Raw genomic sequence first — 16,580 nt, forward strand, 5'->3', positions numbered from 1 at the left:
TCTGCGTGACAGGTTGATGTCAGGTTGATGTGTTTTTGTTCCACCCAATCTGAGCCGCCATGCGGCTGGTTGTCAAATGGGAGGACATCATGACGACATTCACACTGGGCCGTCGCGCCCTGATTGCAGCTGTGGCTGCCTTTGGTCTGGCCGGGCCGTCCATGGCTGAAGATCAGGTCGTGGACAGCATTCACTTTCTGATCCCCGGTGGCGCCGGTGGCGGCTGGGACGGAACCGCGCGCGGCACGGGCGAAGCGCTGACAAAAGCTGGCCTTGTCGGCACGGCGTCATACGAAAACATGTCGGGCGGCGGTGGTGGCAAAGCCATCGGATATCTGATTGAAAATGCCGACAGCAATCATGGCACTCTGATGGTGAATTCGACGCCGATCGTGATCCGCTCATTGACTGGTGTATTTCCTCACAACTTCCGCGATCTGACGCTGGTTTCGGGCACTATCGGCGACTATGCCGCGATCGTTGTTGGCAAAGACAGCCCGATCAACTCGATGGCGGATCTGCTTGCCGCGTTTGATGCGGACCCAGGCGGCACAGCGATCGGTGGCGGCTCGGTTCCCGGCGGCATGGACCATCTGGTCGCCGCGATGGTGATGGAAGCAGCGGGCAAGGATGCGCTTGGCGTGAAATACATCCCCTATGATGCGGGCGGCAAAGCCATGGCGGCCCTGCTGTCGGGTGAAATCGCCGCCTTGTCCACCGGTTTTTCGGAAGCGGTCGATCTGGCGAATGCGGGTGAAGTCAAGATTATCGGCGTGACATCCGAAGAGCGCGTTGATGCGGCTCCTGACGCGATGACGATGAAGGAACAGGGTATTGATACCACCTTCGTGAACTGGCGCGGCTTCTTCGCGGCCCCCGGCCTACCTGAAGAAAAATTGGCCGCCTACCAGGAAGCGATTGCCAAGATGTACGACACCCCGGAATGGGAAGAGGTTCGTGCACGCAATGGTTGGGTCAACATCCACAACTCGGGCGCAGATTTCCAGACGTTCCTGGAGCAGCAGGAACAGCAAATCGGCGATCTCATGAAAAAGCTGGGCTTCCTCTAAGTCCATTTTCGGCAGAGCGGATCCGCCGCTCTGCCTTCCCACGAAAAGGAACAGGGAGGGGCTCTCATGGCGCTGGATCGCTGGATCGCGCTCATTCTTCTGGGTGTGTGTTTGACATATGGCTACGCCGCTTGGTTCACGATGGACGGCAGCCTGCCCCCTTTCATGCAGAGAAACCCGATCTGGCCCAGCACATTCCCCAAAGTGCTGTCGGTTCTGGGTGTCGTCACCACCACGATCATTTTGCTGGGCTTTGAAAAGGCGGAACCAAAGGAAGCCGATATCGATTACCGGCGGCTGGGGGAATACCACCTTGATCAAGCACTTATGTTGCTGGCCTTGATGGTGATTTACGCGCTTTGCCTGCGCCCTGTTGGGTTTCTGATCTCGACCTCGGCCTTTCTGATCCTCGGGTCTTTCATTCTGGGTGAGCGCAAATGGCACGTCATGCTACCCGTCGCGCTGATCGCCACAGGCGCGGTCTGGTATCTGGTTCAGGAAGTTCTTGGCATCTACATGCGCCCATTGCCGGGCATTTTCGGAGGCTGACATGCTCGAAGGACTTCTGATCGGTCTGCAAACGGCGTTTTCAATTCAAAACCTGCTGATGGTGATCGCAGGGTGCCTGATCGGCACGTTCATCGGCATGCTTCCGGGTCTTGGGCCGATGTCGATCATCGCCATCATGATCCCGGTCGCGATTTCCATGGGCGACCCGTCCGCAGCGCTGATCCTGCTGGCCGGAGTGTATTACGGCGCCATCTTTGGCGGTTCGACATCTTCGATCCTTCTCAACGCGCCGGGGGTCGCGGGCACTGTTGCGTCCAGTTTCGACGGCTATCCGATGGCCCGCCAGGGCAAAGCGGGCAAAGCGTTGACTGTTGCAGCTATTGCAAGTTTTGCCGGCGGTACGATCGGAGCCATTTTGTTGATGGTCTTTGCCCCTGCTCTGTCGTCGGTGGCACTGCTGTTCCACTCGGCCGAGTATTTCGCGCTTATGGTCGTGGGCCTGTCGGCAATCGCAGCCTTCGCAGGCACCGGTCAAGTGGCCAAAGCCGTCATCATGACGCTACTTGGGTTGATCATGGCAACGGTCGGTGAAGGTGCATTGTTCAACCTGCCGCGTTTCACAATGGGTATCATGGATCTGCAATCGGGCTTTGGCTTCATCACGCTTGCCATGGCCATGTTCGCCCTGCCCGAAGCGCTGTTTCTGGTGCTCAAACCCAAAAACCTTCAGGGGGATGACGGCGAGATCAAGGACCTGCGCATCACAGGCAGTGAAGCCAAGGCCATCGCACCGGTGATCGGCCGCCAATCTGTACAGGGCTTCTTCATCGGGGTTCTGCCCGGTGCGGGGGCAACGATTGCCAGCTTCCTCGGCTACGCGGTCGAGCGCAACATTGCCCCGAAAGAGGAACAGGACGAATTCGGCAAAGGGTCAATAAAAGGTCTGGCTGCGCCCGAAACGGCGAACAACGCGGCATGCACCGGTTCTTTCGTGCCGCTGCTGACACTGGGCATTCCCGGGTCCGGCACCACCGCGATCCTGCTTGGCGCACTGATTGCCCTGAACGTGACACCCGGCCCACGGCTGATGCTGGACGAGCCGCAGATATTCTGGGCCGTCATCATGTCAATGTTCATTGGCAACCTTGTTCTGCTGATCCTGAACCTGCCGCTGATCCCATATATCGCAAAGGTTCTCTCGGTTCCGCGCAATTACCTGATCCCCTTCATTTTGTTCTTCACTCTGATGGGGGCCTATATCGGGCAGAACAACGCGACCGAGCTTTTGATACTTGTTGGCTTCGGTGTTTGCGCCACGGCGTTGAAATTTGCCGACTACCCGCTTGCGCCGCTGCTGATTGGTTTCATCCTCGGGGGGATGATGGAGGACAACTTTGCCCGCTCGATGCAGCTCTATGACGGTATTGCTTTCATCTGGGAACGTCCGATGACGCTGGGTCTGCTAGTTGTCGCGGTGCTGCTGGTGCTGTTGCCCAGCTATCGCGCGCGCCGGGCGCGTGCCCGGGCCGCAGGGGTTGCGGACGGTGACTGAGCCACTGGCAGGAATACGGGTTCTCGATCTGACGAATGTCCTCGCGGGTCCGTATTGCTGCTATCAACTGGCGCTCATGGGTGCCGAAGTGATCAAGGTCGAACGCCCTGACGGTGGCGACCTTGCCCGCGTCCTGGGTGCTGATCCCGCCAGAAACAAGGCCGGTATGGGCGTCAGCTTTCTGGCGCAGAATGCTGAAAAAAAATCCATCACGCTCAACATGAAATCAGAACGGGGCAAGGCGCTCCTGAAACGCCTTGTCCAGACAGCCGACGTGTTGGTAGAGAACTTTCGCCCCGGTGTGATGGATCGGCTTGGACTTGGGTATGGCGTCTTGCGCGATGTGAACCCCAGCCTGATTTACTGTGCCATAAGCGGATTCGGTCAGGACGGTCCACGCCGAGGCGATCCCGCCTATGACCAGATCGTGCAGGGTATCAGTGGCGTGATGTCTGTCACCGGCGGTCCTGACACCGCACCCTATCGCGTTGGCTATCCTTTGGCGGACACGATCGGTGGGATGACGGCTGCTTTTGCAGTGTCCGCCGCCCTGAACGCGGATTCTCGCGGGGCCTATCTGGATGTGGCGATGTCCGAAGCCGTGATCTCGACAATGGGTTGGGTCGTGTCGAACTATCTGATCGCCGGTGCCATTCCCGGGGCCCATGGCAACGAAAACACGACGTCAGCACCGTCGGGAACATTTGCAGCCTCTGACGCGCCCATCAACATTGCCGCCAACCGCGACGAACAGTGGCAGGCACTGGCCAGGCATCTGGGCCGGCAAGACCTGCTGGCCCACCCGGATTATGAAACGCGCGAAGACCGCAAGCGCAATCGCCACGCCCTGCGCGCGGCGCTGGAGGAGACCTTGCGGACCAAAGCGGCATCGGACTGGGTCAGCGAACTCAACGCAATCGGAGTGCCGGCCGGGCAGGTATTGACCGTGCCCGAGGCGCTTGATGACGAACAGCTTGCCGGTCGTGGCCTGATCGGATCTTTTCGAGTGCAGGGCGAAGACATGAAACTTGCAGGCAGCCCCATTGTCATGGACGGCGAACGGCAAATGCCCCAAACCGCGCCGCCTGAACTTGGAGCAGACAATAAAGCGATCTGGTCTGAAGTTGGGTTGACCGGCGCGGAAATGGACGCTTTGAGCAAGGAAGGCATCATATGAGCGATGTGTCCAATTGGTGGACGACTTCCATCATCGATATGGAACCGGGCCGGATCGACCTGCGCGGAGAGCCGATCCAGAATCTGATCGGACATCTCAGTTTCAGCGAGATGATCTGGTTCATGGTTCGTGGCGACCGACCATCTGGGGCGCAGGTCCGGTTGTTCGAGGCCGCGCTGGTTGCCGCCGTGGACCACGGACCTCAGGCCCCTTCCATCGCAACGGCGCGCATGGCCGTGACCTGCGGGCTGCCGCTGAACAACGCGATGGCGAGCGCTGTGAACATGTTGGGGGATATTCACGGCGGGGCTGGTGAGCAAGCGGTTATGCTGTACCATTTCGTGGCGCAACATCCTGGCCGGTTGGATCAAACGCTGGACGAGTGGATCGAGCGTGAAGGAAAGATATTGCCGGGTTTTGGCCATCGTTTCCACACGCCGACGGATCCGCGCGCACCACGTCTGATGGCGTTGGTCCGTGATGCTGTGACGGACGGGGCTTGTGATGGTCAGTTCCTACAGATCGGACAGGCGATCGAGGCAGAGTTGGCCCACCGCAAAGGAAAGCCTGTTCCTATGAACATAGATGGCGCCACCGCGGTGATCTATGCCGAGTTGGGCTTTGCGCCCCCACTGGCACGCGGTCTGTTTTGCCTATCCAGATCGGTTGGCATTCTGGCCCATGCGTGGGAACAGATGCAGCAAGGCGGCCGGAACAAGGGACCGACCCCGCCTGCCTATCGCTGGACCTATGTCGAAACTTAGATCGCTAGGCAGTTCTGAGCCGTGGGCGTTTGGCCAACAGGTCAGCCGCCGCACGGGCAATGACCAGTTCTTCATTGGTCGGGATTGCCATGACCACGACGCGGGACAGATCGGTTGAAATGATCCGGTCATTGTCCGCATTTGCATCAGGATTGAGCTCGATGCCCAGCCATCCCATCCCAGAGCACACCCGGTCACGCACGAGGCGTGAGTTTTCTCCGATCCCACCGGTAAACACCAAGGCGTCGATACCGCCGAGAATGGCCGCCATCGCGCCAAGCTCGCGCCGGATACGGAAGGTGAAATAGCTGATCGCCTGTCGGCTTTCGCGTGTGTCCGCCTTTTCCAGGGTACGCATATCGTTGGACAGCCCGGACAGGCCCAACAGCCCAGATTTCCGGAACAACAGGTCTGAGATTTCGTCAGCGCTCAGCCCTTCCTGGTCCATCAGATACAGGACCACGCCAGGATCAAGTTGACCACAGCGTGACCCCATCGGCAGCCCGTCCAGTGCCGAAAAGCCCATGGTCGATCCGACGGAACGCCCTCCGATCATCGCACACATCGATGCACCATTGCCAAGATGGGCCACGACCACGCGCCCTTCGTGCAAAAGCGGCGCTGTCTTTGCCATGTGATCCGAAATGAATTCATAGCTGAGCCCGTGAAAGCCATAACGCCGAACACCTTTGTCGTAATACTCGCGCGGCAAGGCAAAAACGTCATTCTCCCACGGATGATTGCGGTGAAAGGCGGTGTCGAAACAGGCGATCTGAACCGCATTCGGAAAACGTTCCATCGCGGCCCGGGCTCCGGCCAGATTGTGCGGCTGATGCAAAGGCGCGAACGGCGACAGCTTGTCCAACTCTTGAATGGACGCCTTGGTCAATGGCACCGGAGCGTCGATGTCAGGTCCACCGTGGACAACACGATGCCCGACCGCAGTCACGTCGCTGTTTGGAAATGAGCGCGCAAGCAGGTTCAAAACCCAGTCCAGCGCTGCGGCGTGATCGCGTATTTCTCCGGCGGTGCCGCTGGCAAGGACACTTCCGTCGGAAGACTTCGCCTTGACAAACGGCTCTGGTTCTCCAATCCGCTCGACCGCGCCGGTGCACACCATGATCGGATCGTCATCGGTCAGCTCGAACAGACCAAATTTCATGGAAGACGATCCAGCGTTCAGTGTCACGACATGTGTCATGCGGGTGCTCCGGTGCGCGGTAAGGAAGAGGCTTCGTGCAGTGCCGCCACGGCACAGGATGCCAGCCGGGCTTTGTCGTCATCGGCGCGGCTGGTCAAAATGATCGGAGCTTTGGCCCCCATGACCAGACCGGCCCCTTCTGCATTGGCGATATAGGTCAGCTGCTTGGCCATCATGTTCCCGGCATCCAGATTTGGCACCACCAGAATATCGGTTTTGCCCGCGACATCCGACACAATCCCTTTGGAACGCGCAGCCGCAAGGCTGACGGCATTGTCCATGGCAAGGGGGCCGTCAACAAGCCCGCCCGTGATCTGACCGCGTTCCGCCATTTTCGACAGCAAAGCCGCATCAACCGAGGATCGGATCGCCGGATTGACGGTTTCGATGGCAGACAGAACACCCGCCCTGGGGTTTTCGATCCCCAGCGACAGGGCCAGGTCGATTGCGTTCTGGACAATATCAATCTTGGTTTCCAGGTCCGGCTCGATATTGATCGCCGCATCCGTCACCAACAAAGGTCTGGGTTGGCCGGGCACGTCCATGACAAAGACATGGGTAAAGCGGCGGCCGGTGCGCAGGCCGTTTTCACGCCTGAGCGCAGCCTTCAGCAATTCATCCGTATGCAGATGCCCTTTCATCAGCGCTTTCGCACGACCTTCTGCAACCAGATCGACCGCCGCATGGGCCGCACCGATGTGATCGCTCTGCGCAATGATTTCAATCCCATCCAACGACGCTCCGATTTCGGCGGCCGCGTGAGAGATTTTGTCCGGGTTACCGATCAGAATGGGTGTGATGATCGTCTCATGCGCGGCCAGCAGCGCCCCACCCAAGGCGTTGGGCTCTTCCGGGGCTACAACGGCGGTCGGCATGGGCGGCAACGGGCGTACCTTTTCCAGCATGGCATCAAAGTGACGATGACGTTTCACCACCAGCCCGGGCAGATCCAACTCGGCGAACACCATCTCTTTCTCCGGCGCGATCACGACGGCCTGCCCGCTGACGATCACGGCACCGTCCGATGGGCGCGTAACGACCGTTTCAAAGACAACTTCCCGGTTTGGTCGCTTTTCCAGAAGGGTGACTTTGGATACCAGCTCATCACCGGCATGCGCCCTTTCCACAAAATCAAATCGCTGCGATTTATAGAGCGTCCCTGCCCCCGGCAGAACGTTCCCTAAAACGGCCGAGATCAGGGCCCCCACGAACATGGCAGGGGCAACCGCTTCGTTGATGTGGTCGCCGTCGCCGTCTTCGCTGGATAGATGAAGCGGATTGTGATTGCCGGAATTGTTGGCGAACACATAGAAATCATCAACCGAGCACATGCGGGCCAACTCGGCAGTATCACCGACCTGAAGCTTGTCGTAAGGCGTGTTGTGGTACTGCATGAACTGTCGTTTCCATTTCGATCCGTTTGGCGACACTGAGAACTCTCTTGCTGATACCCAGTTCAGCGCGCAATGGAAACAACGCATGCCGGCTGCCCGTATCGGTCTGCACGCTATTTCCGGCGGGTAACGCCTTTATGTCGTTAAGCCCGGATAATGTGCGGATTGCAGATCAGGCGCGCCGATTTCCACCGCCGCCCTGTTTGCGCATCGAAAGCCCGATCCGTTTTCTGGGTACATCCACCTCGACAACGCGCACTTTCACGACTTGCCCGGCCTTGACGACCTCATGCGGGTCCTTGACGAAGCGGTCGGCCAACTGGCTGACGTGAACCAGACCGTCCTGATGAACGCCCACATCCACGAATGCCCCAAAGGCTGCCACGTTTGTCACGGTGCCCTCAAGAACCATTCCGGGCTTCAGATCGGTTATCTCTTCGATGCCATCCGCGAAAGTGGCCGTGACAAAGCTGGGCCGGGGGTCTCGTCCGGGCTTCTCAAGCTCGGCAAAGATATCCAGAACCGTGGGCAGGCCGAAATCTTCGGTTACGAATTGTTGTGCCCGCAACCCTTTCAAGGCCCCCTCATGGCCCATGATGTGCCTGATATCCCGCCCGCAGGCCGACACGACGCGGCGGGCGACGTCATAGGCTTCGGGATGCACCGACGACGCATCAAGCGGTTCGGCGCCGTCCCTTATGCGAAGAAACCCGGCGCATTGCTCAAAGGCACGCGGACCCAGCCCGGCAACGGACAACAGGTCCTTGCGCGATTGGAACGGCCCGTTCAGATCGCGATGGGCGACGACGGCTTCGGCTTGCGCGGGGCCCAGCCCCGACACACGCGCAAGCAAAGGTGCAGAGGCCGTGTTCAGGTCAACCCCGACCGCGTTCACGACATCCTCGATCGCGGAATCCAGGGATTGCGACAGGCGGTGCTGGTCAACGTCATGCTGATATTGCCCCACGCCGATGGATTTCGGTTCGATTTTGACCAGTTCTGCCAAAGGGTCCTGCAATCGCCGGGCGATGGACACCGCCCCACGCAGCGAAACGTCTAGACCGGGAAACTCTCGTGCTGCCAGTTCCGACGCGGAATAGACCGAAGCCCCCGCTTCGGACACAACTACCTTGGTCGGTGCTTTTACCGCCTTGGAGAGCAGAGCCAAAGAATCTGCAACCAACCGTTCGGTTTCGCGGCTCGCTGTTCCGTTTCCGATGGCGATCAGTTCAATCTGGTGGGCCGAGATCAGGTTTAGGATGGTAGCCTGCGCTCCGCGCAAATCGTTTTTGGGTTGGAAGGGATACAGCGTGTCAGTGGCCACGACCTTGCCCGTTGCGTCAACCACCGCCGCTTTCACGCCGGTGCGGATGCCGGGATCGAGGCCCAAAGTGGCCTTGGCACCCGCCGGAGCAGCATACAGCAAGTCCTTAAGGTTGCGTGAAAAGACCTGAATTGCCTCGTCCTGTGCCCGACTGCGCAGTTCGGCCATCAGTTCGACCATCATCGACAGCGAAAGCTTGACCCGCCATGTCCACCCGGCCACCTTGCGCAACCAGGCATCACCCGGCCCTTGGCCACGGGTCTGCAAATGCGCGGCCACGATGGATTCGGCCCGGGCTGCCCCGAACTCCGGTTCCGGCGCGATATCAAGTGAAACAATGCCTTCTTTTGACGCCCGCAGCATTGCCAAAGCCCTATGCGATGGAACATCCGTCCATCGTTCGGAATGGTCAAAATAATCACTGAACTTGGCGCCTTCCTTTTCTTTCCCGTCGACAACTCTTGCACTGAGCAGCGCCTCGCGCTGCATGAAGGCCCGTAACTCACCCAGCAGTGTCGCATTTTCCGTTAATCGTTCGGTCAGAATGTCCCGCGCGCCGTTTAGCGCGTCTCGAGGGGTGGCGACAGCTTCGCTCAGGTATGCCCCGGCCAGTGTTTCCGGGTCCGCATCGCGATCGGCCAGAATGGCTTCGACCAGGGGTTCCAGCCCGTTTTCACGCGCGATCATCGCCTTGGTGCGCCGCTTGGGCTTGTAAGGCAGATAGATGTCTTCCAGCTGGGCCTTGGTTTCTGCCCGAGCTATCGATTTACTCAGATCTTCGGTCAGCTTCCCCTGTTCTTTTATCGACTTCAGGATGGTTTCCCGCCGTGCCTCAAGCTCACGCAGATAGGTCAAACGTTCGGACAGAAGGCGCAATTGGGTGTCGTCCAACCCACCGGTTGCTTCTTTCCGATAGCGGGCGACAAAAGGAACCGTCGCTCCGTCGTCCAATAGATTGATCGCAGCACCGACCTGATCGGGACGTGCATTGATCTCGGTGGCTATGGTGCGGGCGATACGGTCCAAGGGGGCCTCCTGAAACGGCAGTGGAAGGGCTTCTTAACCAGCCGTTTCAGCAAGGGAAAGTCCCTTGTACCGGTCCGTCCAAAGGCATCAGCGGATAGCAACTGTTTTCGCGGTTATTCGACGCTTCTGAGCCATTGAAAGGAAACACCAGCCTGCAAAGGCCTTAGCCCCACGGCATCAGCCCGCAATACCCGGTGCGTGCGCTTACATTATGCGCCATTTGCGCCAGCGTCGTCAGGTCAAAGACCGGCAGTTTCAGGTTTTCCTGAATGCGTTTTGCATAAGGGGGAAGATCCGTGCATTCCAATACCACGGAGCGTATTTCGGGCGTATCGCGCTTCAGCCTGTGCGCAGCGTCCAGGACTTCGGCCTCGATCAGATCTGTGTCCATACGGGTGCGCGCGTTGCGCAGGATGACTTCGGCAAACTCGCTGGTGTGTTCCAGACCCTGTACGGCCACCGGAACGCCCCCCGCTCCAACGCCTTCGAAATGGCGTTGCGTCAGCGCTGACGAATCCGCTGTAATCACCCCGACCGGTGCGCTGGCCCCGGTCATGTGAAAGGCCAACGGCACTTGTATCAGGCTCGAAGCGAAGACAGGCACCGATACGGCCGCGGCCAACTCTTTTTGGAACAGGGCGAGAAACCCGCAACTTCCGGTAATGGCGCGTACGCCTTCAGCCTCAAGCCGTTGCGCGCCTTTAATGAATGGGTTCAGCAGATCAGGCGTCGGATTGTTCAGCAGCGTTGGCACCGTGACGCCATCTATCATCTCGTACAGCACCGGGAACGGCAGGCTGGAAGGGTTCTTGATATGACCGGGAGGTTTGGGAAAATAGCTTTCCAGACACAAAACCCCGATTGAGGCTCCGCAGATATTCTGTCCACCCTGATAGATCGGCATGATTGGGTAATCCTTCTTAGAAACGGTGGTTGTTACGCGTCAAAATCGCGACAAGGCGATTGAATCCAATGGGATGTTGAGGCGCTGCCCTGACACCAGATCAGCCACCAGCTCGCCGGTTTTGGGGGCCATCATCAAACCGTAATGGGAATGACCAAAGGCTGTGAACAGGCCCTTGTGCCCCTCAACCGGACCGATCGCAGGCAAACTGTCGGGAAAAGACGGGCGTCGGCCCATCCAGAACTGTGTATCCGAGGTGTTCAGATCCGGCATCATTGCGCGGGCCTGTGCGGTCAGAAGCGACTGTTTGCGTGGATCTGGCGGCGCGTCGATGCTGCCGAATTCGGCCGTGCCCGCCACGCGCAGACCGTCCTGCATCGAACTGGCCACCACCTTGGCGTCCACGTCCATCACCGAGTTTTCCAGGCTGGCAGAGGGGGTCGGGAATTGGACATGGTATCCACGCTCGGCCACCAGTGGCACGGGCAAACCCAAGGGTTTCAGCAACCCGGCAGACCAAACACCGGCGGCCAGCACGACAGTATCGGCGTGAAGCGCGCCGGCCGACGAGGTCAAATGCCATTGGCCGTCTTCCGTGCGCTTTAGTTCTTTGACTTCTGTCCGCACGAACTCGGCGCCTTGTTGACGGGCCTTGTCGGCCAAAACTGCACCGACCCGGCCAGGAGACGTGACCCGCGCCTGTCCCTTGATCAGGATCGCAGCCTTGAAATCTCTGGATAACGCAGGTTCGATCCGGCGCAATTCTGGTCCGTCGATCCGCTCTAGATGTCCGCCTTTTTCCTGCCGGATCAGATATCCCAATTCTTTCAGGTCAGCCTGATCCGGGTTGCGAAACGCGTGGACATAGTTGGAATCAACAATAAGGTCTTCGTGCCCGGTATTTTGCAGATGTCTTCGGTACAGATCTATCGAAGGGCGGCACAGCACCTCCATTGCGTCCGAGATATTGCGTACGGATTTCACGCTTGAATTCTTCAGGAACCTCAGGCCCCAGGGTATCATCCTGGGCCAGAACGCAGGTCTGACGGTCAACGCGCTTTTCGGGTCCAACAGCATCCCGGGGATCGTTTTCCAGATACCCGGCGTGGCCTGTGGAATGACCGACCAGGGCGAGACGACACCGGCATTGCCGAACGATGTCTCCTGCCCCGGTTCTCCACGGTCGATCAGACGCACGGCAATACCGCGCTCCTGCAACGAGAGCGCACAGCACAGACCGACGATCCCGGCGCCGATGATGGTCACTTGTTCAGGCATGTCAGACCGTTGCTTGAATTCGGCTGCGGGCGATCACCTGTGTGATGATGACAGGAGACGCCACCGCCAATGCGATCAGGTCAGCCGTCAGCGTAGGTGCCACGAAGATAATCCCGGCAATGGCCATCAGGATGCGCGACACGAGGTTGAGTGGCAGCAACCAATACCCCACGACCGCTGCCGAAAGGGCGATGACACCGGCGATACAGCTGGCGGCGGTATAGGTGAATTCCCAAAGATCGAACCCGGTGGAAGACACGAACAGCAAAACCGGCGCATAGACGAACGCCATTGGCGCGATGACCTTGCCCAGTCCCAGCGTAAAGGCGGACAGCCCGGTGCGGAACGGGTTGGAATTCGCAATCGCTGCCGCCGCATAGGCCGACGTACAGACCGGAGGTGTGATCTCGGAGACCACGCCATAATACAACACGAACAGATGGCTGGCGATGGGTGGAACCCCCAACTGCGCCAGCGCAGGCTGCGCCACCGAGACGAGCATGATGTACAGCGCCGTGGTCGGGATGCCGGCACCCATCAGAATGCAGACGATGGCAATAAAGACCAGCGAGATAAACAATTGCAGGTCTTCCATCGCAAACAGTTGGAAACTGCCGAACGAGATCATGTTGTAAAGATCGGATGCCAGATTGCCCGCGCCCTGCGTGACCATGAAGCCGATGCGAAAGCCGATGCCGGTAGTGTTGATGACACCCACCACGATACCAACAGCGGCGGCAGCGGCCCCCACGGCCAGCGAGTACTTTACCCCAAGTTCGACCGCGGCCAACATCTCGGGCACTTCTATCCGTTTCTGCGGGTTGAGCGTGGCAATCACCGACAATCCGCACAGAATCGCTGTCATGGACAGGTCAAACCCACCGTCGGAGAACTTCCAAAGCACGAACGCAAAAAACGCCGCCGCGTAGATCAGTGTTGGCGGTTGCTTGATCCGCGACATGCCCGCGATAACCGCCAGCGAAATACCGCAGAAGGCCGACATGAACGGCGTGTAGCCGGTAAACAGGACGACCAACAAACCGATCAACGGAACGATATTGGCCCAACCCTCGGCCCAGACGGCCTTGAGCTGTGGCAATTGCTCTTTCGCCAGACCTTGCAGGTTCAGCTTACGCGCCATCAGGTGCACCACGGCAAAGACGCCGACATAGTGCAGGATCGCTGGAAAGATTGCCGCGATCACGATGGTGGTATAGGGCACCTCGAGGAACTCGGCCATGATGAAGGCCGCAGCGCCCATGATGGGCGGAGTGATCTGACCACCGGCCGAAGACGCGGCCTCGACTCCGCCCGCAAAGTGACCGGGGTACCCAAGGCGCTTCATGTTGGGAATTGTCAGCGCGCCGGTCGAAACGGTGTTGGCCACCGAAGAGCCCGAGATCGTGCCGAAGAAGGCCGAGGATACCACCGACACTTTGGCCGGACCGCCCGTATAGCGACCCGCCAAAATGGTTGCGTTATCAATGAACAATTGTCCAAGCCCCGTTCGCTGAGCGATCACGCCGAACAGGACAAAGTGGAACACGATGGTCGAAACAACCCAAAGCGTCACGCCATAGATTCCTTCCTGCGGGAAGTACATCGACGACACGAAGGTTTTGAAGTTCACGCCCGGATGTTGCAGCAACCCGGGAAAATAGGGACCCATCAGCGCGTATGAGATGAATACGCAGATGATCAGCGGCAATACCCAACCCAGCGTGCGGCGCGCAATGTCCAGTACCAGAAGGATGATGATGACGCCGAGGATCACATCATAGCTGTTTGGGTTGCCCATGCGGAAGGTTTGTTCCTCGATCCCCAGGAACGGGATGCCGCGCCAGGCGAAACCAACGTAAAGCGCGGCGACGATGCCAAGCGCCATGAACACCAGATCATAAAGAGGGACGTTGCCGATGCGGAAGCGACTGACTTTGAGAGCATAGAGGCTTTTGGCCCCGACAATCGGGATCGTGGCGTAGACCAGAATGAACAGCAGAGCCAGATAGATGCCCATATGCCAGTGGTCGGCCGGCAAGCCGAACCCAGCCGTGAAGAATTCGTAGAATGCAAAGATCAGGGCGACGACACGCAACACCTTGCCTGCCGTGGGCGTGACCTGCCGGACAGCGGCGCCTTCGTCGAACTGTTCTTCGATGGCCGCCAGCTCCTCGGCCGTCAGTTCGTGGTCATCAAGTTTCTGGGTCTCGGACATGATGGCCCCCCGATTTCGCAAAATTCCAGAGTGCGGTGCCCCAAGAAGGGGCACCGACGACAGGTTTCAGTCAGGTGTGGTTATTGAAGAAGACCGGCTTCTTTATAGAACTTCTCAGCACCCGGATGCAGCGGAACACCCAGCGCCTCGACGCCGTCGAGGGCAGTATCAGGCGTGATCTGCTTGCCCTTTGCGTGGCCGTTGTCCAGCAGCTTGCGCGTGTTGTCGTTCCACAGGGCCTTGGTCAGCTGATAGACCAGATCTTCGGACAGATCCGATGACACAACCAGCATCGCGCTGACCGCAGGGGTCTTGGTTTCGGAATCGATGCCTTCATATACACCGCCCGGGATAGCGGACGGGATATAGGCAGGAATGATCTCGTTGATCTTTGCCAGATCTTCATCACTGAAGGAATGCAGGTTCATGCCCTTGGTCGATGACAGCTGCACCATTGCGGCAACCGGCCAGCCTGCTGCGTAGAAATAGGCGTCAAGCTGACCGTCGGCCAAACGCTCGGCGCTCTGACTGTTGTTCAGCTCGGCCTCGTCCATATTGTCGCGATTGACGCCCCAGGCGTCCAGCATCTGCAAAACGGCCACCTGCGTGCCGGAACCAGCCTGGGCAATACCAACGCGCTTGCCTTTGAGATCACTCAGATCGTTGATCGTCTGACCGGCTGGCAGCACCAGGTGCAGGTCTTCCGGGAACAGGTTTGCGACGATGCGCAGTTTCGGGTGGGGTTTGCCTTCAAACTTGCCCTCACCCAGATACATCGAACGGGTTACATCTGCCGCGGCCAGGCCGGCCTCAAGCTCGCCGTTTTGCACGGCGGCATTGTTGAAGACTGACGCAGTTGTCGACTGTGCAATCGCGATCAACCCGGGCACGCCGCATTGGCCGCCCTCTTCGCAGGGGCGTGAGCCTGGAGGGGCCGAAATTCCGTTGGCGATGGTCCCGCCGATCGGGAAATAAGTGCCGCCTGCACCGCCGGTGCCGATGCGAAAAAAGGTTGGGTCCTGCGCAAACGCCGGTGCAGCCAATGCACCCGCCAAAGCCAAACCCGTCAGGCATTTCATCAATTTCATCGTAAGCTCCCAGTTGTGGATCGTTGGATTCGGTTTGTTCGAATTCTGATCCGTTCAGCCTATGGAGTTTTAGCATAAATACAAATTTGTTATATTTAACAAAATGAAAGTTTAGCTTATGTTTTAGATATGAACCTTGCTCAATTGACAGTTTTTCGTGAGGTGATGGAAACCGGGTCCATCTCTCAAACCGCGAAGAAGCTGAACCGGACACAACCCGCGATCAGCCTGGCAATCAAGAACCTGGAAAGGAGTCTGGGACTGACCTTGTTCGAACGAAAAGGCCGGCGTCTGATCCCAGTGCCAGAGGCGCATTACCTGTTGGCAGAAACCACCGGAATACTGGACAGATTATCTACGGTTTCCAGTACGATGCACGGTCTTCTTAAAGGAAATTCAGGCAGCCTGAACATTGCCGCCATGCCGGGACCGTCCATTTTTGCCTTCCCGAGTTTCATAAGCCGTTCAGTTGGCGGGAATCCGGACATCCGGGTTACGCTGTCCACCCGCAGCTCGCCACAGATAATGGAACTTGCAGGCACTCAGAACATTGATTTCGGGTTTGCTGATTTCGAACACCCGGTCGGAAAGAAGCCACAATTTACGGCAGAGATCATCAGCGGAGACTGCTTTTGCGCAATGGATCGGGACAATCCGTTGGCGCAAAAAAAGGCTGTGACGATTTCGGATCTCGATGATGTGCCAATGGGTGGACTGTATGACACCCACCCTTTTCAGAAGAAAGTGCAGCGCGCTTTTCAGATGGTTGCCGCCACTTACAAACCTAGTGTGACGTGCCAGTATTTTCTTCCGCTCATTCCGTTTGTTGGATCGGGGCAGTGCTGCTCGATTGTCGATCCGTTGACTGTTGCGACGGAACGGAAGCTGAATATCTCGCATGGCCGTGTGGTATTCCTGCCTTTCAAGGACCCCCTCAGATACGAATACGCCATCCTGTCGCCGGATCACCGCCCCCCTTCGCAATTGGCGCTGAAAATAAAAGCGGGATGGAAGGCGGAAGTTGTGTCGATGCTGGATCAGACCAACGCCAACCCGCGGACGGAAGACTTCTGAAAG

At 58.4% G+C, this 16,580-nt stretch carries 13 protein-coding genes; 6 read left to right on the forward strand and 7 right to left on the reverse strand.

Going from position 1 to position 16,580, the window contains the following annotated elements:
* Positions 1 to 89 precede the first annotated feature (89 nt).
* The 5 genes from I9184_RS09370 to I9184_RS09390 all read left to right on the forward strand — a co-directional run bounded on the left by I9184_RS09370 (position 90) and on the right by I9184_RS09390 (position 5,073).
* Positions 90 to 1,070, forward strand: coding sequence for a tripartite tricarboxylate transporter substrate-binding protein (locus I9184_RS09370; protein ID WP_171636000.1), 981 nt, complete (start codon positions 90 to 92; stop codon positions 1,068 to 1,070).
* A 66-nt stretch (positions 1,071 to 1,136) separates the two neighbouring features.
* Positions 1,137 to 1,619, forward strand: a complete 483-nt coding sequence (locus I9184_RS09375; RefSeq protein ID WP_152460311.1) for a tripartite tricarboxylate transporter TctB family protein — start codon at positions 1,137 to 1,139, stop codon at positions 1,617 to 1,619.
* A 1-nt stretch (position 1,620) separates the two neighbouring features.
* Positions 1,621 to 3,132, forward strand: coding sequence for a tripartite tricarboxylate transporter permease (locus I9184_RS09380; RefSeq protein ID WP_152460312.1), 1,512 nt, complete (start codon positions 1,621 to 1,623; stop codon positions 3,130 to 3,132).
* Complete coding sequence (locus I9184_RS09385) at positions 3,125 to 4,309, forward strand: CoA transferase (protein ID WP_171635995.1); 1,185 nt, start codon at positions 3,125 to 3,127, stop codon at positions 4,307 to 4,309. The genes I9184_RS09380 and I9184_RS09385 overlap by 8 nt, the downstream gene beginning before the upstream one ends.
* Positions 4,306 to 5,073: a citryl-CoA lyase gene (locus I9184_RS09390; protein WP_171635993.1), complete on the forward strand. Its 768-nt coding sequence runs from the start codon at positions 4,306 to 4,308 to the stop codon at positions 5,071 to 5,073. The genes I9184_RS09385 and I9184_RS09390 overlap by 4 nt, the downstream gene beginning before the upstream one ends.
* 4 nt (positions 5,074 to 5,077) lie before the next feature.
* Here the strand turns inward: I9184_RS09390 and I9184_RS09395 are convergent, their stop codons facing one another.
* The 7 genes from I9184_RS09395 to I9184_RS09425 form a co-directional block, all read right to left on the reverse strand.
* The gene (locus I9184_RS09395) at positions 5,078 to 6,274 is read right to left on the reverse strand and encodes an acetate/propionate family kinase (protein WP_171635991.1); all 1,197 of its coding nucleotides are present in this window, start codon (positions 6,272 to 6,274) and stop codon (positions 5,078 to 5,080) included.
* The gene (locus I9184_RS09400; protein WP_209833984.1) at positions 6,271 to 7,668 is read right to left on the reverse strand and encodes a bifunctional enoyl-CoA hydratase/phosphate acetyltransferase; all 1,398 of its coding nucleotides are present in this window, start codon (positions 7,666 to 7,668) and stop codon (positions 6,271 to 6,273) included. The genes I9184_RS09395 and I9184_RS09400 overlap by 4 nt, the downstream gene beginning before the upstream one ends.
* 172 nt (positions 7,669 to 7,840) lie before the next feature.
* On the reverse strand, positions 7,841 to 10,018 hold the full coding sequence (locus I9184_RS09405; RefSeq protein WP_209833986.1) for a Tex family protein: 2,178 nt from the start codon (positions 10,016 to 10,018) through the stop codon (positions 7,841 to 7,843).
* Positions 10,019 to 10,181: 163 nt separating this feature from the next.
* Positions 10,182 to 10,922 (reverse strand): aspartate/glutamate racemase family protein, encoded by a 741-nt coding sequence (locus tag I9184_RS09410; protein WP_209833988.1) that lies wholly within the window; start codon positions 10,920 to 10,922, stop codon positions 10,182 to 10,184.
* Between the two features lie 39 nt (positions 10,923 to 10,961).
* Positions 10,962 to 12,200: an FAD-dependent oxidoreductase gene (locus I9184_RS09415; protein WP_171723725.1), complete on the reverse strand. Its 1,239-nt coding sequence runs from the start codon at positions 12,198 to 12,200 to the stop codon at positions 10,962 to 10,964.
* Position 12,201: 1 nt separating this feature from the next.
* A complete protein-coding gene (locus I9184_RS09420; protein WP_209833990.1) occupies positions 12,202 to 14,415 on the reverse strand; it encodes a TRAP transporter fused permease subunit in 2,214 nt (737 codons plus the stop codon).
* An 80-nt stretch (positions 14,416 to 14,495) separates the two neighbouring features.
* Entirely contained in the window at positions 14,496 to 15,494 is a 999-nt protein-coding gene (locus I9184_RS09425; RefSeq protein ID WP_245218075.1) for a TAXI family TRAP transporter solute-binding subunit, read from the reverse strand.
* 138 nt (positions 15,495 to 15,632) lie between these two features.
* On the opposite strand from I9184_RS09425, the gene I9184_RS09430 reads away from it, so the two are divergent.
* The gene (locus I9184_RS09430; protein ID WP_209833992.1) at positions 15,633 to 16,577 is read left to right on the forward strand and encodes a LysR family transcriptional regulator; all 945 of its coding nucleotides are present in this window, start codon (positions 15,633 to 15,635) and stop codon (positions 16,575 to 16,577) included.
* Positions 16,578 to 16,580 lie beyond the last annotated feature (3 nt).

Source organism: Ruegeria sp. HKCCE3926, from assembly GCF_017872515.1.
GTDB lineage: Bacteria > Pseudomonadota > Alphaproteobacteria > Rhodobacterales > Rhodobacteraceae > Ruegeria.